The sequence below is a fragment of the Bradyrhizobium iriomotense genome, assembly GCF_018130765.1.
Classification (GTDB): Bacteria; Pseudomonadota; Alphaproteobacteria; order Rhizobiales; family Xanthobacteraceae; genus Bradyrhizobium; species Bradyrhizobium iriomotense_A.
The window spans coordinates 85781-107088 of record NZ_JAFCJZ010000025.1 but is presented as its reverse complement, the minus strand read 5'-3'; the positions used below and the strand labels follow the sequence as shown (position 1 = coordinate 107088).

The 21308-nt window shown below is 65.6% G+C and carries 17 protein-coding genes; 11 read left to right on the top strand and 6 right to left on the bottom strand.

Annotated features, from left to right (window positions below; translation table 11 throughout):
- Positions 1-195 precede the first annotated feature (195 nt).
- Positions 196-2934, bottom strand: coding sequence for a DNA mismatch repair protein MutS (gene mutS / locus JQ635_RS32515; RefSeq protein ID WP_211413864.1), 2739 nt, complete (start codon positions 2932-2934; stop codon positions 196-198).
- Between the two features lie 321 nt (positions 2935-3255).
- Here mutS and pcaF point away from each other — a divergent pair, with 321 nt between their 5' ends.
- The 6 genes from pcaF to JQ635_RS32485 all read left to right on the top strand — a co-directional run bounded on the left by pcaF (position 3256) and on the right by JQ635_RS32485 (position 9943).
- On the top strand, positions 3256-4464 hold the full coding sequence (pcaF, locus tag JQ635_RS32510; RefSeq protein ID WP_211413863.1) for a 3-oxoadipyl-CoA thiolase: 1209 nt from the start codon (positions 3256-3258) through the stop codon (positions 4462-4464).
- Positions 4465-4581: 117 nt separating this feature from the next.
- The gene (locus JQ635_RS32505; RefSeq protein ID WP_211413862.1) at positions 4582-5475 is read left to right on the top strand and encodes a dioxygenase; all 894 of its coding nucleotides are present in this window, start codon (positions 4582-4584) and stop codon (positions 5473-5475) included.
- Between the two features lie 108 nt (positions 5476-5583).
- The gene (gene pcaH, locus JQ635_RS32500) at positions 5584-6285 is read left to right on the top strand and encodes a protocatechuate 3,4-dioxygenase subunit beta (RefSeq protein ID WP_211413861.1); all 702 of its coding nucleotides are present in this window, start codon (positions 5584-5586) and stop codon (positions 6283-6285) included.
- Between the two features lies 1 nt (position 6286).
- Positions 6287-6889 carry a protocatechuate 3,4-dioxygenase subunit alpha gene (pcaG, locus tag JQ635_RS32495; RefSeq protein WP_211413860.1) on the top strand — a complete coding sequence of 201 codons (603 nt, stop codon included), beginning with the start codon at positions 6287-6289 and terminating at the stop codon, positions 6887-6889.
- 233 nt (positions 6890-7122) lie between these two features.
- A complete protein-coding gene (locus tag JQ635_RS32490) occupies positions 7123-8811 on the top strand; it encodes a methyl-accepting chemotaxis protein (RefSeq protein WP_211413859.1) in 1689 nt (562 codons plus the stop codon).
- A gap of 40 nt (positions 8812-8851) precedes the next feature.
- Positions 8852-9943, top strand: coding sequence for a phosphotransferase (locus JQ635_RS32485; RefSeq protein ID WP_211413858.1), 1092 nt, complete (start codon positions 8852-8854; stop codon positions 9941-9943).
- Positions 9944-10121: 178 nt separating this feature from the next.
- Here the strand turns inward: JQ635_RS32485 and JQ635_RS32480 are convergent, their stop codons facing one another.
- From JQ635_RS32480 to JQ635_RS32470, 3 genes are read right to left on the bottom strand one after another with little or no spacing between them, the layout of a single operon-like run.
- Positions 10122-11678 (bottom strand): MDR family MFS transporter, encoded by a 1557-nt coding sequence (locus JQ635_RS32480; RefSeq protein WP_211413857.1) that lies wholly within the window; start codon positions 11676-11678, stop codon positions 10122-10124.
- Positions 11679-11694: 16 nt separating this feature from the next.
- Positions 11695-12870, bottom strand: a complete 1176-nt coding sequence (locus JQ635_RS32475; protein WP_211413856.1) for an HlyD family secretion protein — start codon at positions 12868-12870, stop codon at positions 11695-11697.
- On the bottom strand, positions 12863-13345 hold the full coding sequence (locus JQ635_RS32470) for a MarR family winged helix-turn-helix transcriptional regulator (protein ID WP_211413855.1): 483 nt from the start codon (positions 13343-13345) through the stop codon (positions 12863-12865). The genes JQ635_RS32475 and JQ635_RS32470 overlap by 8 nt, the downstream gene beginning before the upstream one ends.
- A gap of 157 nt (positions 13346-13502) precedes the next feature.
- Here JQ635_RS32470 and JQ635_RS32465 point away from each other — a divergent pair, with 157 nt between their 5' ends.
- From JQ635_RS32465 to JQ635_RS32445, 5 genes are all read left to right on the top strand, one after another.
- The gene (locus tag JQ635_RS32465; protein ID WP_183248492.1) at positions 13503-13997 is read left to right on the top strand and encodes a Fur family transcriptional regulator; all 495 of its coding nucleotides are present in this window, start codon (positions 13503-13505) and stop codon (positions 13995-13997) included.
- A 35-nt stretch (positions 13998-14032) separates the two neighbouring features.
- Positions 14033-14986 carry a DMT family transporter gene (locus JQ635_RS32460; RefSeq protein ID WP_211413854.1) on the top strand — a complete coding sequence of 318 codons (954 nt, stop codon included), beginning with the start codon at positions 14033-14035 and terminating at the stop codon, positions 14984-14986.
- 12 nt (positions 14987-14998) lie between these two features.
- Positions 14999-16282, top strand: coding sequence for a flavodoxin-dependent (E)-4-hydroxy-3-methylbut-2-enyl-diphosphate synthase (gene ispG, locus JQ635_RS32455; protein ID WP_211413853.1), 1284 nt, complete (start codon positions 14999-15001; stop codon positions 16280-16282).
- 266 nt (positions 16283-16548) lie between these two features.
- On the top strand, positions 16549-17445 hold the full coding sequence (locus JQ635_RS32450; RefSeq protein ID WP_211413852.1) for a TauD/TfdA dioxygenase family protein: 897 nt from the start codon (positions 16549-16551) through the stop codon (positions 17443-17445).
- 294 nt (positions 17446-17739) lie between these two features.
- Positions 17740-18555 (top strand): N-acetylmuramoyl-L-alanine amidase, encoded by an 816-nt coding sequence (locus tag JQ635_RS32445; protein ID WP_211413851.1) that lies wholly within the window; start codon positions 17740-17742, stop codon positions 18553-18555.
- A gap of 193 nt (positions 18556-18748) precedes the next feature.
- Here the strand turns inward: JQ635_RS32445 and JQ635_RS32440 are convergent, their stop codons facing one another.
- Both JQ635_RS32440 and bla read right to left on the bottom strand, forming a co-directional pair.
- On the bottom strand, positions 18749-20359 hold the full coding sequence (locus tag JQ635_RS32440) for a Na+/H+ antiporter (protein ID WP_246583908.1): 1611 nt from the start codon (positions 20357-20359) through the stop codon (positions 18749-18751).
- A gap of 56 nt (positions 20360-20415) precedes the next feature.
- Positions 20416-21285, bottom strand: coding sequence for a class A beta-lactamase (gene bla / locus JQ635_RS32435; RefSeq protein WP_211413850.1), 870 nt, complete (start codon positions 21283-21285; stop codon positions 20416-20418).
- Between the last annotated feature and the right edge of the window lie 23 nt (positions 21286-21308).

Genomic DNA, 21308 nt, shown 5'->3' with positions numbered 1-21308 from the left:
GGGCAAAGGCGCGCACTTCGCGCGCCGTGCCCACCATCAATCCTCGAATTCGCATTTGCACGGTGGGTACGCTGCGCTTTGCCCACCCTACGGCGCTTCCTCTCGACGCAGAAAGTATCGTAGCCCGCATGAGCGAAGCGATATGCGGGAACAGTCGTCCCGGATGTCGCTGCGCTCATCCGGGCTACGGCACCGTTACTGCTTCGGCAGCCTGGCCTTCAACGCATAGAGCGCATCGAGCGCCTCGCGCGGGGACATCTCGTCGGGGTGCAGCGCCTTTACCGCGTCCATCAGCAGCTCGGCCTCGCTCGGCGGAGCGGCTTCCGCCGCGGCGCGGGAAGGGACCGCGAACAGCGGCAGGTCGTCCACCAGCGCGCGCGCGGTCTGGCCACGGTCCTGCGCCTCCAGCTTGGAGAGCACGGATTTGGCGCGCGTGATCACCGCGGGCGGCAGGCCGGCGAGCTTCGCCACCTGGATGCCGTAGGAGCGGTCGGCCGAGCCCGGCAACACCTCGTGCAGGAACACGACGTTGCCCTGCCATTCCTTCACCCGCACCGTCGCGTTGAACATCCGCGGCAGCTTTGCCGAGAGCGCGGTCAGCTCGTGATAGTGCGTCGCGAACAGCGTGCGGCAGCGGTTGCTCTCGTGCAGATGCTCGATCGCGGCCCAGGCGATCGAGAGGCCGTCGAAGGTCGCAGTGCCGCGGCCGATCTCATCCAGGATCACGAGCGCGCGCTCGCCGGCCTGGTTCAGGATCGCTGCGGTCTCGACCATCTCCACCATGAAGGTCGAGCGTCCCCGGGCGAGATCGTCGGCGGCGCCGACACGCGAGAACAGGCGGTCGATGATGCCGATCCGCGCACGCGTCGCCGGCACGAAGCTGCCGATCTGCGCCAGCAGCGCAATCAGCGCGTTCTGGCGCAGGAAGGTCGATTTACCGGCCATGTTGGGACCGGTGAGCAGCCAGAGTTGGCCAGACTTTTGTGCTGGGCTTGGCGACAGGTCGCAGGCATTGGCGATGAACGGCTCGCCGTTGCGCTTCAGGGCCTGCTCGACCACGGGATGGCGGCCGGCCTCGATCGCGAAGGCGAGGGAGCCGTCGACCTCAGGCCGCACATAGTTCTCGTCGATCGCCAGCTTGGCCAGCGACGTCGCGACGTCGAGCAGCGCAAAGCCTTGCGCCGCAGCGCGCAGATCGTCGCTGATCTCGAGTGCCTTGGCGCAGAGCTTCTCGAAGATTTCGAGCTCGAGCCCGAGTGCGCGATCGCCGGCGTTCGCAATCTTGGCTTCGATCTCGCCGAGCTCGGAGGTGGTGAAACGCACCTGGCCCGCGAGCGTCTGGCGGTGGATGAAGGTCGCGTTTAGCGGCGCCGACATCAGCTTGTCGCCGTGCTGCGCGGTGACCTCGACGAAATAGCCGAGCACGTTGTTGTGCCGGATCTTCAGGCCCTTGACGCCGGTGTCATCGGCGTAGCGGGCCTGCATCGAGGCGACCACCAGGCGCGAGGCGTCGCGCAGGTTTCGCGCTTCGTCGAGCGCGGGCTCATAGCCCTGGCGCACGAAGCCGCCGTCGCGCTTGATCAGCGGCAGCTGCTCGTCGAGCGCTATCGCGAACTCGGCAGCGAGTGCGCGCGATGGTCGCTTCAGCGCCGCCATCACCGCTGCGATCTCCTGCGACGGCTGGTCGAGCTCGCCAAGCCGCGTCAGTACCTGGTCGGCAGCGATGATGCCGTCGCGCAGGCCGGCGAGATCGCGCGGGCCACCGCGGCCGACCGAGAGGCGGGCGAGCGCGCGCGACATGTCCGGCGCGCCGCGCAAGATGCTGCGGATGTCCTCGCGCGCGGCGGAATCGGCAACGAAGGTGCCGACGGCGTCGAGCCGCCGCGCGATCGCCGGCGCATCGGTCAGCGGCGCGGCGAGACGTTGCGCCAGCAGGCGCGAGCCGGCCGACGTCACCGTGCAGTCGATGGCGTCGAGCAGCGAGCCGCGGCGTTCGCCGGCGAGCGTCCGCGTCAGCTCGAGATTGGCGCGCGTGGCCGGATCGATCGCCATGGTCGCGCCCGAGGCCTCGCGCGCGGGCGGCGACAGCGGCGGGTGTTTGCCGACCTGGGTGCGGTCGACATAGGTGACGGCAGCGGCCGCAGCCGTGGCTTCGAGGCGCGTGAGCTGCGCCAGCCCGTCCATGGTCGCGACCGCAAAGTAATCGCACAGGCGCTTCTCGGCGGTGGCGCCGTCGAAGACGTCGCGGGTCAGCGGCGTCACCGCCGGCAGCTCGCGCAGGGTCTGTCCGAGCTCGCTGTCGTTGTAGAGCGCGTCGGTGACGATGGCCTCGTTCGGGTTGATGCGCGCCAGCGTCGCGGCGAGTTCGCCGCCCGAGACTTCGGTCACCATGAATTCGGCGGTCGAGATGTCGATCCAGGCGAGGCCGAAGCGGTCGCCGCCGGCGGAGGAGCGGGCGCGCGCGATCGCCAGCAGGTAGTTGTTGGCGCGCGCATCGAGCAGCGTGTCCTCGGTCAGCGTGCCCGGCGTCACCAGCCGCACCACGCCGCGGCGCACCACGCTCTTGTTGCCGCGCGCTTTCGCGGCCGCAGGATCCTCGGTCTGCTCGCAGACCGCGACCCGGTGGCCGGCTGAGATCAGGCGGTGCAGATAATCCTCGGAGCGCTCGACCGGAACGCCGCACATCGGGATGTCGGCGCCCTGATGCTTGCCGCGCTTGGTCAGGACAATGCCGAGCGTCCTGGAGGCAATCTCGGCGTCCTCGAAGAACAGCTCGTAGAAGTCGCCCATCCGGTAGAACAGCAGCAGGCCCTGATGCGCAGCCTTGATCTCGAGGTACTGTTCCATCATCGGAGTGACGCGCGCAGCGGCTTCCGCCTGCGGCGCGGGCGTTTCGTCGGGCGGCGGCACGGGTATCGGCTGTTGCATGGTCATGGGCGGCGCAACCTACAAAATTTCGCCTCCTGCTCCTATCGCTTTGGCCGGACAGCGGAGGTTTTCCACGTTGTCCGCAGTGGGAGCGAGGTGCTGCCACATTCTCGGCCGTCATTCCGGGATGCGCCGACAGGCGCAGGCCCGGAATCCATCGGGCCACGCGTCACGCGGACAAATGGATTCCGGGCTCGCGCCAAGTGGCGCGCCCCGGAATGACGGTGCCGCCCGCGAAACCGTCAATTGACCTGCCGCGGGCGCCCTCCTAAAACTCCGCCGACATTGAAGAATTTGGCCGGATCGCGGCATTCAGGGAGAACAACGATGCGTGACGTCTTTATCTGCGATGCCGTGCGGACCCCGATCGGCCGCTTTGGCGGCTCGCTCGCCAAGGTGCGTGCCGACGATCTCGCTGCAGCCCCGATCAAGGCGCTGATGGCCAAGCATCCCAAGCTCGACTGGGCGCAGGTGGACGAAGTCTTCTTCGGCTGCGCCAATCAGGCCGGCGAGGACAACCGCAACGTCGCGCGCATGGCGCTGCTGCTGGCGGGCCTGCCGGATTCGGTTCCCGGCCAGACCCTGAACCGGCTCTGCGCCTCCGGTCTCGATGCGGTCGGCGCCGCGGGCCGTGCCATCCGTTCCGGCGAGATCGAGCTTGCGATCGCCGGCGGCGTCGAATCCATGACCCGCGCGCCCTTCGTGATGGGCAAGGCGCAGGAAGCCTTCTCGCGCTCGGCCGAGATCTTCGACACCACCATCGGCTGGCGCTTCATCAATCCGCTGCTCAAGGCGCAGTATGGTGTCGATGCGATGCCGGAGACCGGCGAGAATGTCGCCGAGGAATTCCAGGTTTCGCGCGCCGACCAGGACGCGTTCGCGATCCGCTCGCAGCAGCGTGCGGGCGCCGCGATCGCCGCCGGCTATTTCGCCGAGGAGATCATCCCGATCACCATTCCCGGCGGCAAGGCCGGCCCTATCACGGTTGACAAGGACGAACATCCGCGTCCCGAGACCACGCTGGAAGGCTTGGCAAAACTGAAGCCAATCGTGCGCAATCCCGGCACCGTCACCGCCGGCAACGCATCGGGCGTCAATGACGGCGCCGCCGCGATGATCCTGGCCTCCGAAGCCGCGGTGAAGAAGCACGGCCTGACGCCGCGGGCGCGCATCCTCGGCCTCGCCTCGGCCGGCGTGCCGCCGCGCATCATGGGCATCGGCCCGGTGCCGGCCACCCGCAAGCTGATGGAGCGTCTCGGCAAGAAGATCAGCGATTTCGACCTGATCGAGCTCAACGAGGCCTTCGCCTCGCAGGGCATCGCCTGCATGCGTCAGCTCGGCGTCGCCGACGATGCCGATTTCGTCAATCCGCATGGCGGCGCCATCGCGCTCGGCCATCCCCTCGGCATGAGCGGCGCGCGCCTCGTGCTTACCGCCGTGCACGGCATGGAGAAGCGCGGCGGCAAGCTGGCGCTGGCCACCATGTGCGTCGGCGTCGGCCAAGGTGTCGCCGTTGCGATCGAGAAGCTGAACTGACGGGACGCGTAGCGTCCCGTCATCCCGGAGCCGCTCGTTAGAGCGGAATCCGGGATCTCGAGATTCCGGGTTCAGCCCTGTCGGGCTGCCCCGGAATGACAGGGAGAAGATTGCGGCATGATCATCGAGCGCGAGCAGGACGTCACGGCCGCAGCCCTGGCGGTAATGGAGCAGACATCCGATCCGCGGCTGCGCCAGATCATGGTCTCCCTGGTCAAGCATCTGCATGCCTTCGTGCGCGACGTTCGCCTGACCGAGAAGGAGTTTCGCGATGCCACCGCTGTCATCGCCGAGCTCGGCAAGCTGACCACCGACACGCACAACGAAGTCGTGCTGATGGCGGGCTCGCTCGGCGTCTCGCCGCTGGTGTGCCTGCTCAACAATGGCGATCAGGGCAATACCGAAACCGATCAGTCATTGCTCGGGCCGTTCTGGCGGCTGAACTCGCCGCGGGTCGAGAACGGCGGATCGATCGTGCGGTCGGAGACACCGGGTGCGCCGCTGTTCGTCAGCGGCCGTGTCGTCGACAAGGAGGGCCGTCCCGTCGCGGGCGCGGAGGTCGATGTCTGGCACGCTTCTCCGGTTGGTCTTTATGAGAACCAGGATCCTGAGCAGGCCGACATGAACCTGCGCGGCAAGTTCACGGCCGACCAGGATGGACGCTTCGCCTTCCGCTCGGTGATGATGGTCGGCTATCCCATTCCGACCAACGGCGTGGTCGGCCGCCTGCTCGAGGCGCAGGGACGGCACCCCTATCGACCCGCGCATCTGCATGCCCTGATCTTCAAGCCCGGATTCAAGGTGCTGATTTCGCAGGTCTACGATCCCGCCGACCCGCATATCGACAGCGACGTGCAGTTCGGGGTGACGCAGGCGTTGATCGGCAAGTTCCAGCGCCACGATACGCCGCACCCGACCGCGCCCGACGTCGCGACGCCCTGGTACTCGCTCGACCACACCTACCGGCTCGAGCCAGGCGAGGCCGTGCTGCCGCGTCCGCCGATCAAATAGCGGCGGCGCAGGAGGCCTAAACCCGCTTCCCCAAATTAGTTATATCCTATAATGATTGGCGGAAGTGTTGACCGGCTGGACCTAAAATGGCCGGGGAGGAGTTCGCCAATGACATTCATCTATCCCGTGGACAGCAACAAGGCGCATCCGCTGCCGCTGTCGCCCGATTACAAGAGCTCGATCAAGCGTGCGCCGAACAAGCCCTTGATCCCGATGCGTCACACGCTGTCGGAACTGACCGGCCCGGTCTACGGCCATGAGACCGTGCGCGAGGGCGACAACGATCTCACCACCCAGCACAGTGGCGAGCCGATCGGCGAGCGCATCATCGTGCACGGCCATGTGCGCGATGAGGACGGCCGCGGCGTACCGAACTCGCTGGTCGAGATCTGGCAGGCCAATTCCTGCGGCCGCTATGTCCATGTCCGCGACCAGCATCCGGCGCCGCTCGATCCGAATTTCACCGGCGCGGGCCGCACCGTGAGCGATGCCGCCGGCTATTATCGCTTCGTCACCATCAAGCCCGGCGCCTATCCCTGGGGCAACCACCACAACGCCTGGCGTCCGGCGCATATCCATCTCTCGGTGTTCGGCCATTCCTTCGTCACGCGGCTGGTGACGCAGATGTACTTCCCGGCCGACCCGCTGTTTCCGTTCGATCCGATCTTCAACTCGGTGCCGGACGAGAAGGCGCGGGCGCGGATGGTCTCCTCGTTCGACCTCGAGAACACCCAGCCCGAATGGGCGTTGTGCTACCGCTTTGACATCGTGCTGCGTGGCAAGAACGCCACGCCCATGGAGAACCACTAACGTGCAGGATTCTGTGAAGCCCGACGGGATCACCCCATCGCAGACCGTCGGTCCGTTCTTCAAATACGGACTGACGCCGACTGGCGAATACGCCTGGAACGACGCGTTCACCAACTCGACGCTGACGCCTGACGTCACCGGCGATCGTGTCCGCATCGAGGGCCGGGTCTTCGACGGCGACGGCGTTGCCGTGCCTGATTGCATGCTGGAGATCTGGCAGGCGGATGCTCAAGGGCGTTTCGCCGACCCGCAGGACAAGCGCGCGCTGCCCAATGCCAGCTTCCGCGGTTTCGCCCGCTGCGGCACCGACAAGGACGGCAATTATTCCTTCGACACCATCAAGCCGGGCGTGGTGCCCGATCCCGATGGCAAGCCGCAGGCGCCGCACATTGTCCTCGCGGTGTTCGGGCGCGGCATGCTCAGGCATCTCTATACCCGCATCTATTTCAGCGACGAGGCCGGCAACGCCGCCGATCCCGTGCTGGCGCTGGTGCCCGCTGAGCGCCGCGCCACGCTGACCGCGGTGCGCGAGGCCGGCAAGCCGGTCTATCGGCTCGACCTGCACCTCCAGGGCGACGACGAGACGGTGTTCTTCGACATGTGAGGCAATGCGTCGCGGCGACTTCGCGTCGCCGCGACGCGCTTCTCATTCAGCGCAATTGCAACCGATGCCCCCGCGATTGAGCGTCAGCCTCGCTGACCTAAAACCGATTGACTGACGGTCCATTCCCGTAGTTCTGCGGAGCTTTTCCTTCCGCAACCTGTCCGCGAAGAAAGTCCGTATTTACCGCAGCGATCTAGGCTCGGTGCGAATTTGATTCGCGCCTGGATTGCCTTATGAAAATTCGTCTGTCGTTATCTTCCGCGATCATTGCGTTCGGCATCGTGCTCGCCATCGGCTTCACCGCGGTCGTCTCCACCAGCCTCTACGCGCTGCGCGAGCTCAAGGTCGGCGGTCCCCTCTATTCCGACATCAAGCTCGGCAACGACCTCATCGCCGACATCCTGCCGCCGCCGGAATATGTCATCGAGGCCTATCTCGAGGCCACCCTCGCGATGCGCGAGCCGGACCAGCTGGCGGCCCATGCCGAGCGGCTGGTCCAGCTCCGCAAGGACTACGACGAGCGCAAGGCTTACTGGGTCGCCTCCAGCCTCTCGGTCGACCTGAAGTCTGCCCTGGTGTCGAAGTCCGATGCCGAGGTGCAGAAATTCTGGAAGGCGTCCGACCAGCTCCTGCCGGCCCTCAAGGCCAAGGACATGGCTGCCGCCGAGCGCACCTATGCGCAGCTCAAGGACGCCTACACCGCGCATCGCGCCGTCATCGACAGCATCGTCGAGAGCGCCAACAAGCAGAATGCCGACATGGAGAAGCTGGCCGCGGACCGCGACAGCTCGATCCTCTATATCCTGCTCGGCGTTTCCGCCGCGGTCCTGGCCTTCATTGCCGCCGGCCTGCTCGGCGTTGCCCTCGGCGTGGTGCGACCGATCGTGCGTATGACCGGCACGATGCAGAATCTCGCGACTGGCGATCTCGCCGCCGACATCCCCTTCGCGCATCGGCAGGACGAGATCGGCTCGATGGCGGGCGCCCTCGAGGTGTTCAAGCAGGGGGCGATCGAGAATTCCCGCTTGCGCGAGGAGCAATTGCAGAACGAGCAGGAGGCCGCGCGCGCCAAGCGTTCCGCCCTGCATCAGATGGCCGAGACGGTCGAGCGCGAAACCGGCCGTTCGGTCGATACCGCGAGCGCCGCGAGCCAGGGCGTGGAACGGGTCGCCTCCAGCCTGTCCGAGATCGCCCGTTCGCTGTCCACGGAATCACAGGCTGTCGCTGCGGCCTCGACGCAGGCACTGGGCAGCTCGCAGACGGTTTCGGCCGCAGCCGAGGAGCTGAGCGCCTCGATCCGGGAGATCGCGACCCAGGTCGCACGCACCTCGACCGTCACGAGGTCGGCGGTCGCGGGCCGTGAGCAGGCGCGTTCGACCATCCAGGCGCTGGCCGGATCGGTGAAGAAGATTGCCGAGGTCTCCGATCTCATCGGCGGCATCGCCGGCCAGACCAACCTTCTGGCGCTCAACGCGACCATCGAGGCGGCGCGGGCCGGCGAGGCCGGCCGCGGCTTCGCCGTGGTCGCAGCCGAAGTCAAATCACTGTCCGACCAGACTGCCAAATCCACCGAGGAGATCACGCGCCTGATCGCCGAGATCCAGGCCTCGACACAGGCGGCCGTGGACGCCGTCGAGGCCATGGGCGGTCACATCGTCGAGATCGATGGCGTTGCGACCTCGGTTGCCGCGGCGATGGAAGAGCAGGATGCGGCGACGCGGGAGATCGCGCGGTCGATTTCCGAATCGGCGTCCGCCGCCAAGGACGTCTCGGCCAAGATCGGCAATGTCAGCCGCGACGCGGCTTCCGTGAACGAGCGCGCCGCGGAGGTCAGGCAGGCGATCGCCGGCATGGCGGCCAATCTCGATCAGCTTCGATCGGTCGTGGTCCGGACCGTGCGGGACTCGACCGCCGCGGCATAAGTCAGTCGGCCGCTGGTGCCCGGGATCGTGATCGTGCAGTATGGCGCGGGACAGGGGCATCGTGGTCATGACACCTCCACAATTGCCGGCGGTCGTTGAGCCCGCCCAACTGACGGCTGCACTGCGCCGGGGCGGCGTGCTGGACGCCGGCGCTGTGCGCGAAGTGAAGGTGCTGCATCAGCGCGACACCGTCGTGTCACATATCGTCAGGCTCGGCCTGCGTTATGTCGGCGAATCCGCCGGCGCTCCGCAGTCGCTGATCCTGAAAATGGCGCATGCTGCCTTCGCCAAGACACTTGCAGATCGCGGCGAGCACGAAGTTGCCTTCTACACGCAGCTTGCGCCGAACATGCCACCGGGACTCGTGCCGCGCTGCTTCGACGGGCATTTCGACGAGGAGAGCGGAGCCTGGCATCTCTTGCTCGAAGACCTCACCGATAGCCATGAACTCGCGACCGTGCCGACACTGCCGCCGTCACGCGATCAGGCGATGGCTATCGTCGCGACGCTGGCGCGCATGCATGCGGCGTGGTGGAATCATGCCAGCCTCGGCGAGACCGTCGGCACTTGGGCGAGCACCGAAGACAGTGCGGCGCGCATGGAGACCTTCGCCGGTCATTACGACCGCTTCGCCGATCAGCTCGGCGACCGCCTCAGCGAGGAGCGGCGTATCCTCTACCGTCGTCTCATCGAGCAGTCGGCCCGACTATCCCAGCGCTACCATTCGCGCCGCCACGTCACGATTGCTCACGGCGATGCGCATACCTGGAATTTTCTGCTGCCGCGCGCCGGCGTCGCGAATACCGTGCGCATCTTCGATTTTGACCTATGGGGCATCAACGTGCCCACCAGCGACCTCGCCTACATGATGGCGATCCAATGGTATCCGGAACGCCGGCAGGCACTCGAGCGGGCGTTGCTCAATCGCTACCACGAGACGCTGCTCGCACATGGTGTAGCCGGCTACACGCGCGGCACGCTCGACCAGGATTATCGCTGGTCGGTGCTCTGGCACATCACCAAGCCGGTCTGGCAGTGGAGCATCGACATCCCACCCGGCATCTGGTGGAACAATCTGGAGCGGGTGATGATGGCGGTCGAGGATTTGGGGTGCGAGGAGTTGTTGGGGTAGCGTGGCGCCGTAACCTCGGTGTCGTCCCGGCGAAGGCCGGGACCCATAACCACAGGGAGAGGTCGTAGCGCGAGCTGCCAACTCCGAGTCTTCGCCAAACCACTTCCTGTGGTTATGGGTCCCGGATCTGCGCTGCGCTTGTCCGGGACGACAGTGGAGATTGCGGCTCGACTGCGTCCTACTCCATCACCGCATGTTCCGGCCCCGCTGCCTGCTTCCGCAGGGTGGCCTTGGTCGAGCCGATCATCAGCGCGAGCGGGATGGTGCAGAGGATGAAGATCATCACCAGCATGTAGTCGTGGGCGAAGGCGATGATCTGCGCCTGCACGCTGACCATCCGGTCGGCCATGGCGCGGCCGGCGTCGGTGGAGAGGTTGATGATGCCGCGCACGTCGGGCATTTGCAGTGCGTGGTTGAACGGGTTGATGTGCTCGGACAGGATCGCATAGGTCCGCCGCGTGCCCTGTGTCAGCTCGGCGATGACGACCGAAATGCCGACCGAGCTCGCGACATTGCGCATCAGGGTCAGCATGGCGGTGCCGTCGGTGCGCAGATGGTTCGGCAGGGTCAGGAACGACACCGTCGAGAGCGGCACGAAGACGAGACCGAAGCCAAAGCCCTGGATGATGCTGACGGTGACGATCTCCGGCACCTGGGTCAGGTCGGTCCAGCCGGTCATCTGGAACAGCGAGCCCGCGGTCAGCGACAGGCCGGTGATGATCAGCGTACGCGCCTCGAAATAGCGCATCATGCGGCCGACCAGCATCATGGCGAAGAAGGTGCCGAAACCGCGGCTCGCCAGCAGCAGGCCGGCGGTGATGATGGGATAGCCGATCACGTTCTGCATGTAGGGCGAGGCCAGCGCCATGGTCGAGAACAGCACGAGGCCCATCACGACCATGAACATGCAGCCGGTGACGAAGTTGCGATCCCGAAACAGTGCAAAGCGGATGAATGGCGTCGACGTCGTGAAGGAGTGTGCGAGGAAGAAATAGAAGGCGACGGCCGAGATAATGAATTCCGCGATGATCTCGTTGGATTCCAGCCAGCCGAGCTGCTCGCCGCGGTCGAGCGCGAGCTGGAGCGCGCCGATCGCGATCGCCAGCGCAGCGAAACCGAGCCAGTCGAACTTGAGACTGAGATCCTTCCCGGTCTCGTCCATGAAGACGATCAGCCCGAGCACGGTGATCGCGCCGAACGGCAAATTGACGAAGAACACCCAGTGCCAGGAATAGGTCTCGGTCAGCCAGGCGCCGAGGGAGGGGCCCATGATCGGCCCCATCATCACGCCCATGCCCCAGATCGACATCGCCTTGGCGCGCTCCTGGAGCGTGTAATAATCGAGCATGACCGACTGCGACAGCGGCACCAGCGCCGCGCCGAACACGCCCTGCAGCAGGCGGAACAGCACCATCTGGTTGATGTCCTGCGCCAGGCCGCACAGCACGGAGGCGAAGGTGAAGCCGGCCGAGCAGATGATGAAGATGCGCTTGCGGCCGAAGCGGTTGGCGATCCAGCCCACCGGCGCCGTCATGATCGCCGCGGCGACGATGTAGGAGGTCAGCACCCAGTTGATCTGGTCCTGCGAGGCCGACAGCGTGCCCTGCATGTAGGGCAGCGCGACGTTGGCGATGGTGGTGTCCAGCGCCTGCATGATGGTCGCGGTCATGGCGCAGATCGTCACCATGTTTCGGCGCAGGCCGGGGACCATCAGGCTGGCATTGGGGCCGGACATTGAGTCAGTCCTTGTCTTAGTCTTTGTCTGAATCTTTGTCTTGGCCCGCGGTCGCCGACAGGCCGAGCAGGCCGGCGAGTGAGCGCTTATGGCCGGTGTCGATGGTGGCATAGACGCTCATGCCGGCTTTCAGCTTCTTCACGTATTTGTCGGTCTCGTCGAAATAGATGCGGATCGGCACGCGCTGCACCACCTTGACGAAATTGCCGGTGGCGTTCTGCGGCGGCAGGATCGCGAACTGCGCGCCGGTGCCGGGCGAGAGCGAGCCGATCTTGCCCTTGAAGACGTGGTTGGGGAACGCGTCGACCTCGAGCGTCACCGGCTGGCCCTCCGTGACATAGGTGAGGTCGCTCTCCTTCGGATTGGCGTCGACCCAGGGATGGGCGATATCGACGATGGAGAACACCGCCGTGCCCGCCGCCACATAGCGGCCGAGCTGGATCTGCTCGACCTGCGCCGCGACGCCGCCCATCGAGGCGCGCACCACGGTGTGGTCGAGATTGCGCTCGGCATTTTCGAGCTTGGATTTGGCCTGCGCGTAGGGCGGGAATTTCTCCAGCGGCAGATCGGTGTCGCCGAGCAATTGCGTCTTGGCGGTCGAGATCTGCTGCCTGACGTATTGTGCGATCGAGCCCGACGTGACCAGTGCGTTCGACGCGTTGTCGAGGTCGAGCTGCGAGCCAAAACTGTTCTTGACCAGCGCCTGCTTGCGCTCGACGTCGCGCTGCTTCAGATCGACGCCCTGCTGGGCGAGGTTCAGCATGTCGCCGTAGATCTTGATGTTGGCGCGAAGGTTGTCATAGGTCGTCTGCGCCTGCATCAGCTGCGCCTTGGCCTCGTCCACCGCGAGGCGGAACGGCACGGGATCGATCTCGAACAGCACGTCGCCCTGCTTGACGAACTGGCCTTCGCGGACGACGACCTTCTCGATCTTGCCGGAGATGTCGGGCGTCACCAGCACCTTCTGCGCGCCGACATAGGCATCGTCGGTGCCGACATAGCGTCCGCCGTGGAGATAGAAGGTGACGCCGCCGATGGCGGCAATCACAGGCAGCACGACCATCAGCAGGAAGCGACGATAGCGGCGCAGGCCAGCGAGCAGGCGGCGGCGCGGATCGGTGCCTGCCTTCTTGGTGGGCTTGCCGCTGTCGGACTTGTGCTCGGGCTGGAACTTGAGAACCTGATCAGCCATAGCGCTGCTCCTTTCGCGCTTGTTCCGCGCCGGATGTCTGGGCCGCGTTACGCACGTTTTCCTTGATTGTTTCGAGTTGGGTGAGGAGACGGTGCGCGTCCGCCGGGCTGATGCCGTCGAGCGCGTTGGCCGTGATCTCGGACCTCAGTCCGCTCATCCGTCCCAGCAATTGCCGGCCGGCCTTCTTGAGATAGAGGCGCTTGACGCGGCGGTCCGAGGCGTCGCTGCGGCGCTCGATCCAGTCGCTGTCGCAGAGCTTGTCGATCAGGCGCGTCAGCGTGATCGGCTGCACCTCGAGCAGCTCGGCGAGTTCCGACTGCTTCATGCCCTCGCTGCGCTCGACCTTGGCCAGCACCGCCCATTGCGCGCGGGTGATGCCGAAGCGCGAGGCCTCCTTGTCGGCATAGACGCGCAGCAGGCGGTAAAGCTCGGCGAGCGTAAACAGGAAGTTCTGGTCCACGGACCCGCGGGTCATGAGCTTGGTCTCCAATAAGCTTGAGATATTATAAGCAAGCTTATGATTATTGTGTGGCGGATTATCGGGACGCAGTCCCGCGGCGTGAGCATGGCTGGCAGCCCTGCCGCCGGTGATGCTTTGGGTTCCATCGCCGAAATGCTAGAAGGCAGGCCGCATGACGCTCGCAAAGCCGGCCTTTCCCGCGCCTGACCATGATCACGGCCGCTGCACCGCGGACGCGCTGGCGCATGCCGAGGAGGTCTGCGAACAGCGCGCGCAGAAATTCACGCCGATCCGCCGCCAGGTGCTGGGAGCCTTGCTCTCCAGCCACCGCCCGCTCGGGGCCTATGAGGTGATCGACGAACTGGCAAAATCGATGGCGCGGCCGGCGCCGATCACGGTCTATCGTGCTCTCGATTTCCTGATGGCCAACGGCCTCGTGCACCGCATCGAGAGCCGCAACGCTTATCTCGCCTGTGCTGCCCATGACCATGACGCGACCTCGGCGGTGGCGTTCCTGATCTGCGAGCGCTGTGGCCTCGTCGGCGAAATTCCCTCGGCCTCCTTTGCGAAGGATATCAACGCCGCGGCGCGCAGCTCGGGCTTCGCGCCAAAGCTGTCTGTGGTGGAGATCACGGGCGTCTGCGCCCATTGTCAGAAAATGTCTTGAAGCAACAACGGCGCAAAGCCGGATATCAGGAAGAAATGCCCGTACCTCAAGCCATCCCGTCCGCCGGCCGTCCTCTCAGCGCCGGCGCCATCGCCCTGATGCTCATGCTGTGCCTGACCTGGGGATTCAACCAGATCGCGGTGAAGCTTGTGCTGCCCGACATCCCGCCGATGCTCCAGGCGATGATCCGCTCCACGGGCGCGCTGCCGGTGCTGTTCATCATCGGCACCCTGCGTGGCGTGAAATTCTTCGAGCGTGACGGGACGTGGAGGGCCGGCCTGATCGCAGGGCTGATGTTCGGCATCGAGTTCGTGCTGATTTTCCAGGGCCTCCGCCTCACCTCCGCCTCTCGCGCGGTGGTGTTCCTCTACACCGCCCCGTTCTTCGTCGCGCTCGGCTCCTACCAGGTGCTCGGCGAGCGGCTTGGCGCCTCGCAATGGCTGGGTCTTGCCATCAGCTTCGCCGGTGTCGCGCTTGCGATTGGCGTGCCGCAGCCCAATGTCGATTCGCATGTCCTGCTCGGCGATCTTCTGATCGTCGGCGGCGCCGGGCTGTGGGCGGCGACGACGCTGGTGGCCAAGGGCACACGGTTGCGCTTCGCAGCGCCCGAGAAGGCGTTGGGCTATCAGGTCGCGACCTCGATCCCGATCCTGGGGTTGGCGGCCTGGCTGTTTGGCGAATCCATCACCCACACGCCAGCGCCGCTGTCTCTCGCCCTGATGGCCTTCCAGGCGATCTGGGTGGTCGGAACCACGTTCACGCTTTGGTTCGCACTGGTGAAGGCCTATTCGGCCAGCAAATTGTCCGCTTTTACCTTCATCACCCCTTTGTTTGGCGTGGTGGGTAGCTATTTCATCATGCACGACACCCTGAGCCTGACATTCGGCGCCGCTGCGGTCCTTGTAATTGCTGGGCTTTTTCTGGTTAACCGTCCCAGCCAAACGGCTGCGGCGCCACGCGATGCATTGCTGAACGTCACCAAAACCTGATATTTGGACGCCATGAACAAGCTCGAAAACACTATCGATTCCGACATCGCGGGCCCCGCGCCCCGGCACCGGACCACCCAGGTCAAGGTTGGCAACGTCGCCGTCGGCGGCGGCGCACCGATCGTCGTGCAGTCGATGACCAACACCGACACCGCCGACATCGACGGCACCATCGCCCAGGTCGCAGCGCTCGCGCGCGCCGGCTCCGAAATGGTCCGCATCACCGTGGATCGCGAGGAGGCCGCCGCCGCCGTCCCGCACATTCGCGACGGCCTCGCCAAGCGCGGCATCACCACGCCGCTGATCGGCGACTTCCACTATATCGGCCACAAGCTGCTCGCGGCCTATCCCGCCTGCGCCGAGGCGCTCGCCAAGTACCGCATCAATCCCGGCAATGTCGGCTTCAAGGACAAGCGCGACACCCAGTTCGCCGACATCATCGAGATCGCGAACAAGAACAATAAGCCGGTGCGCATCGGCGCCAATTGGGGCTCGCTCGACCAGGAGCTCTTGACCAAGCTGATGGACGAGAATGCCGCGTCGCCCAATCCGCGCGACGTCCGCGCGGTGACGCGCGAGGCTATGGTGCAGTCCGCGCTGCTCTCTGCCGCGCGCGCCGAAGAGCTCGGCATGCCCAAGGATCGCATCATCCTCTCCGCCAAAGTCTCGGCGGTGCAGGATCTCATCGCGGTCTATCAGGACCTCGCGTCTCGTTCCGACTACGCCATCCATCTCGGCCTGACCGAGGCCGGCATGGGCTCGAAGGGCATCGTGGCGTCCTCTGCCGCGCTCGGCATCCTCTTGCAGCAGGGCATCGGTGATACCATCCGCATCTCGCTGACGCCGGAGCCCGGCGGCGACCGCACCCGTGAGGTGCAGGTCGGCCAGGAGCTCTTGCAGACCATGGGCTTCCGCACCTTCGTGCCGCTGGTTGCGGCCTGCCCCGGCTGCGGCCGCACCACCTCGACCACGTTCCAGGAGCTGGCGCGCTCGATCCAGGATTTCATCCGAGACGAGATGCCGACCTGGAAGACGAAATACCCTGGTGTCGAGGAGCTCAACGTCGCGGTGATGGGCTGCATCGTCAACGGCCCCGGCGAATCCAAGCACGCCAATATCGGCATCTCGCTCCCGGGCACCGGTGAAGCGCCGGCCGCGCCCGTGTTCGTCGACGGCAAGAAGTTCCGCACGCTGCGCGGGCCCACCATCTCCGCCGACTTCAAGGCGCTGGTGATCGACTACATCGACCAGCGTTACGGCCAGGGCGCCAAGGTGCCGGCGCCTGCGGCGGAGTGATTTCACTCCGCTAGCACCCCACACATCTCCGTCGTCCCGGACAAGCGCGCCTCAAGCGCGCGCCGATCCGGGACCCATAACCACAGGACTGTGTGGTTATGACGGGCTGTCACTCCGAGTCTTCGCCAAACCTAATTCTGTGGCTATGGGTCCCGGATCTGCGCTTACGCTGGTCCGGGACGACGAGCTGTGTTTGCGTTGCAGATTGCACATCCCTCTCCGCGCGTTACGATGACTCCCAATCAACAACGATCGGGAGACACGCCATGAGCTCACTCGCCGGCAAGCAAGGTCCGCGCTATCGCCACGCCGCTGACGACGGCGCGCCCTACGAGACGCTTCAGGTCGAAAAGCTCACGCCCATCATCGGCGCCGAAATCTCCGGCGTCGACATCGGCAAGCTCGTCGATGGCGATGCCCGCTCCAACCGGCAGATGGACGAGATCCACCGCGCGCTTGCCGAAAACCTCGTCATCTTCTTCCGCGACCAGCACATCACGCCGCAGCAGCATCTCGCCTTCGGCCGCAAGTTCGGCGAATTGCATTTCCATCCGGCAGCTCCGCACGAGGACGAAGACCCGGCGCTGATGAAGATCTACGCCGACAAGAACTCGCCGCGTGCCAATGGCGAAGGCTGGCATTCCGACGTATCCTGCGACCTCGAGCCGCCGATGGGCTCGATCCTCTACATCAAGCAATGCCCGCCGCGCGGCGGCGATACGCTGTTCGCCAATATGTACGCAGCCTACGAGGCGCTGTCGGATCGCATGAAGACTTACCTCGACGGGCTCACCGCGCTGCATGACGGCGAACCGATCTATCGCGGGCTCTACGCGAATTACGGCGTCGCCGACCGTCCGTCCTATCCGCACGCCGAGCATCCGGTGGTGCGCACGCATCCGGTTACGGGCAGGAAGGCGCTCTACGTCAATCGCGGCTTCACCCGCCACATCAACGGCATCCCGCGCGACGAGAGCGACGCGATCCTCGCCTATCTCTACCAGCACGCCGAAAACCCGCTGTTCCAGTGCCGCTTCCGCTGGACCGAGAATGCCGTCGCCTTCTGGGACAACCGCTGCACCCAGCACCGCGCGATGTGGGATTACTGGCCGCATACGCGCTCCGGCACGCGCGTGACGGTGAAGGGGGAACGGCCGGTTTAACCCTCTCGTGCCCCGGACGCAGCGCAGCGCTTCTTCAGCGGTGCGCTGCAGAGCCGGGGCCCATTCTAGCGGCAAGCTGGGTCCCGGCTCTGCGTCGCGTCATTTCATGCCGCGCCGCGTCCGGGACACGAGATCATCCTTGCGTTGACGTCTTCCCGCTCTCGCGCCAATCTTCCCGAAAATAAATCGGGAGGGCCAGCCATGCTCCGTGCCGAGGGCAACAAATTCCTGGCCGAGTCCGGTTCCGGAACGGGCTTCGTCGGCCGGCCGCGGATTGCGGCAGCGGAGTAAGGCTTGTCGCTAGGACGTGGCATCGTCGCAATTCTTCTCGTGTCGCTGGCCGCGCTGTTGCTGCCGTCGATCGACGCGGGCCGTGCTGCTCCGGTCCGGAAGGTCGCGAAAGTCAGACCTAAGCCGTCGCCCGCACCAGCCAAATGTGAGGCGCCGAAATTCCGGATCGTCGTGGATGTCGGCCACACCCCGGACTCCTACGGCGCCCTGAGTGCGCGCAACGATCCGGAGTTCGGCTTCAACTTCCGGCTCGCACGGCTCATCACGGCGAAGCTCAAGTCCGAGGGCTTTGCCGCAACCCGCCTGCTCGTCACGGACGGCAAGGCGCGGCCGAGCCTGTTCAAGCGGGTCGGTGCTGCCAATGACGGCCGAGCCGATCTGTTCCTGTCGGTTCACCACGATTCGGTGCCGGACAAGCTGCTCGAGACCTGGGAATTCGACGGTGCGAAGAGCTATTTCAGCGATCGCTTTTCTGGTCACTCGCTGTTCGTCTCCGAGCGCAATCCGCACTTCACCACCAGCCTGAACTTGGCGCGGATGATCGGCAGGCAGTTGAAGGAGCAGGGCCTGCATTACGCCAGCCAATACACCCTGCCGGTGATGGGCCGTTACCGGCGCCAACTGCTCGACAAGGATGTCGGCGTCTACCGCTATGACGGGCTTGTCGTGCTGTCGCAGACGAGAAGTGCCGCCGTGCTGCTCGAAGCCGGCTCCATCATCAATCGCGACGAGGAGATGGAGATGAACTCGGCCGAGCGGCAGGAGATGATCGCAGGGGCCGTGGCAGCGGCGGTCGGGGAGTTCTGCGAGAGGCGGTAGCGATAGGTGGCTGGCGAAGATATTCGTCGTCGTCGTCCTGGCGAAAGCCAGGACCCATTACCCCGACGAGAAGTCGTGTCGCAAACTGACAACCGCGAGTCGTCGCCAAACCCAATCCTGTGGTAATGGGTCCTGGATCAGCGCTCGCTCCGCTCGCTTGTCCAGGACGACGATCGATTGTGGTGACAGGAAGTTACAGCGGCCCGCCCCGATACTCCCGGTTCGCGAGGCTCGCCTCTTCCAGATCCAGATCCCGCTCGATCCGGCGCCTCGTCTCGTCCGTGATCTGGCCGTCGCGGAGGAGGTCGTGGATGAATTTGCGCTCGGCGTCGATCAGGCTGCGGGTCAGTGCGGTGCCTGCGGCTGAGACATCGTGATGGGCGGGATCGAGCGAATCCGGGAGCTGGTTGACGCGGATCTCGTGGCGGGCGCGCAGGAGCCGCATCACCTCGTCGGAGATTTCCCTTTCCGCCGTCAACGCATCGAGCGATTTCAACGCGGCCTCGAGCGCCTGGCGTCGCGCGGCGATCTCGGCCTCGTGCTCGCTGACATGCTCGTGGCGGCCTGCCTCGGCGACGCCGAGCCAGCGCACCACCGGCGGCAGCGTCAAGCCGACGCCGATCAGCGTTACGAAGATGACGCCGAAGGCGACGAACAGGATCAGGTCGCGATAGGGAAAGGCCTCGCCGCCGGGCAGCGTGAACGGCAGCGCCAGCGCCGCCGCCAGCGACACCGCGCCGCGTACGCCGGTGAAAGCGAGCACGAACGGCCATTGCCATGGCGGCGACGGGTCGCGCTCGCGCAGCGATTTGGAGAGGATCCGCGGCAGATAGGTCGCGGGATAGAGCCAGGCGAAGCGCGCGGTCACGATGATCGTCAGAACGACGGCGGTCGCGATCAGGATGTCGTCGAGCGGGAACGCCTTCGATTTCTCGTAGAGCGCGCGCATCTGGAAGCCGGTGAGCAGGAACAGCAGGCCCTCGATCAGGTAGATGATGAGGTCCCAGAAGAAGATGCCCTGCAGGCGCGTCGCCGAAGAGATCAGCAGCGGGCCGTTCCAGCTGACATAGAGGCCGCAGGCGACGGTCGCGATCACGCCGGAGCCGCCGACATGCTCGGGCAGCCAGTAGGAGATGTAGGGCGTGATCAGCGACAGCGTCAGCTCGACCTGGGGATCCCTGGACCATTTGCGGAAGCGAAGGGAGAGCCAGCCGACGCCGATACCGAAGGCGATCTCGCTGGCGACGATCAGCACGAACTCGCCGGCCGCCAGCGGCAGCGAGAAATGCCCGACCATGATCGCGGCGAGCGCGAAGCGGTAGAGGATCAGTGCGGTGGCATCGTTGGCGAGCCCTTCGCCTTCGAGGATGACCAGCAGCCGGCGCGGCATGTTCAGGCGGCGCGCGATCGCTAGCGGCGCCACCACGTCGGGCGGCGCGACGATGGCTCCGAGCAGGAAGCCCACCGTCAAGGGCAGGCCGATCAGATAGTGCGTGGCGGCCGCCACCAGTGCCGCGGTGAAGATCACCGCGCCGACCGCGAGCAGCACGATCGGACGCAGATTGTTCCTGAACTCGCGCCAGCTCATGGCGACGCTCGCCGAGTAGATCAGCGGCGGCAGCACCATCAGCAGCACCAGTTCCGGCGGCAACTCGACCGGCGGCATGCCCGGCACGAAGGCGAGGCCGACGCCGGAGAGCATCAGCAGGATCGCAGGCGCGATGTTGAAACGGCGCGCGACAAGCGCGGTGCCCGCCAGCACCGCGAGCAGGATCAGGAAGGTCTGGAATTTCGCTGCGATCATGGCCTGTCTTCACCCGGAAGCGGCCAAGAGGTCAACATGAGGTCAATGCGGCCGCCTTACGCCAGCCGCTCCGCCACCATGCGTCCGATGCGGGCGAATACGGCCGCGATCTGCGCGGCGTTCGGCGTGCCGCCCTGGGTATAGGCCGCGATCAGGATCGGCGCATCCGGCTTGGTACCAGTCTTGGGCCAGACGACCGCAATGTCGCCTGCTGCGTCCTTGCCGTTGTAGCCGGTCTTGTCGCCGATCTTCCAGTCCGCCGGCAGGCCGCCACGCAGCCGGTTTGCACCGGTCTTGCAGTTCTCCATCCAGTCGGTGAGCTGGACCCGCGATTGCGCCGACAAGGCTTCGCCCAGCACCAGCCGGCGCAGATTATTCGCCATCGCCGCCGGCGTCGTGGTGTCCTGGGGATTGCCGGGCGGCGAGCGGTTGAGCTCGGGCTCGTTGTGGTCGAGCCGCGAGGTGGTGTCGCCGAGCGACCGCCAGAATGTCGTGAGGGCGGCCGGCCCGCCGATCCGCGCCAGCAGCAGATTGGCGCAGGTGTTGTCGCTGAGCTCGACGATCGCCTTGCACATCTCGGAGACCGACATCTTGCCGGCCGCGAGATTTTGCTTGGCGACGGGCGCGTAGTCGAGCAGGTCGGCCTGACCGTAAGCGATCATGGCCGCAAGTTGCTCCTCGCCGCGATCGACCCGCGCCAGCAAGCAGGCCGCGAGCGAAGCCTTGAAGGTCGAGCACATGACGAACCGCTCATCGGCGCGCCAGGCGAGCTTCTTGCCGGTCGCGAGATTTTCCGCATAGAGCCCGATCCGCCCGCCGCTTTCGCGCTCATAGGATTCGAGTTCAGGCGGCGCCTCTGCGGCCAGCGCGGGAGAAGCGGCGATCCAGGCGAGCGAGACGAGCAGGGAACGGCGGTCGAGAAGCATGGGGGACTTTCAGGTGAGTAGAG

Bases quoted from the DNA above. Each gene is read 5' to 3' on its own strand.
- JQ635_RS32480 (WP_211413857.1), bottom strand. From the start codon at position 11,678: ATGTCCGGCCCCAATGCCAGCCTGATGGTCCCCGGCCTGCGCCGAAAC.
- JQ635_RS32475 (WP_211413856.1), bottom strand. From the start codon at position 12,870: ATGGCTGATCAGGTTCTCAAGTTCCAGCCCGAGCACAAGTCCGACAGC.
- JQ635_RS32460 (WP_211413854.1), top strand. From the start codon at position 14,033: ATGCCCGTACCTCAAGCCATCCCGTCCGCCGGCCGTCCTCTCAGCGCC.
- JQ635_RS32440 (WP_246583908.1), bottom strand. From the start codon at position 20,359: ATGATCGCAGCGAAATTCCAGACCTTCCTGATCCTGCTCGCGGTGCTG.
- ispG (WP_211413853.1), top strand. From the start codon at position 14,999: ATGAACAAGCTCGAAAACACTATCGATTCCGACATCGCGGGCCCCGCG.
- pcaH (WP_211413861.1), top strand. From the start codon at position 5,584: ATGACATTCATCTATCCCGTGGACAGCAACAAGGCGCATCCGCTGCCG.
- JQ635_RS32465 (WP_183248492.1), top strand. From the start codon at position 13,503: ATGACGCTCGCAAAGCCGGCCTTTCCCGCGCCTGACCATGATCACGGC.
- mutS (WP_211413864.1), bottom strand. From the start codon at position 2,934: ATGACCATGCAACAGCCGATACCCGTGCCGCCGCCCGACGAAACGCCC.
- JQ635_RS32485 (WP_211413858.1), top strand. From the start codon at position 8,852: ATGGCGCGGGACAGGGGCATCGTGGTCATGACACCTCCACAATTGCCG.
- JQ635_RS32505 (WP_211413862.1), top strand. From the start codon at position 4,582: ATGATCATCGAGCGCGAGCAGGACGTCACGGCCGCAGCCCTGGCGGTA.
- JQ635_RS32490 (WP_211413859.1), top strand. From the start codon at position 7,123: ATGAAAATTCGTCTGTCGTTATCTTCCGCGATCATTGCGTTCGGCATC.
- JQ635_RS32470 (WP_211413855.1), bottom strand. From the start codon at position 13,345: ATGACCCGCGGGTCCGTGGACCAGAACTTCCTGTTTACGCTCGCCGAG.
- JQ635_RS32450 (WP_211413852.1), top strand. From the start codon at position 16,549: ATGAGCTCACTCGCCGGCAAGCAAGGTCCGCGCTATCGCCACGCCGCT.
- pcaF (WP_211413863.1), top strand. From the start codon at position 3,256: ATGCGTGACGTCTTTATCTGCGATGCCGTGCGGACCCCGATCGGCCGC.
- bla (WP_211413850.1), bottom strand. From the start codon at position 21,285: ATGCTTCTCGACCGCCGTTCCCTGCTCGTCTCGCTCGCCTGGATCGCC.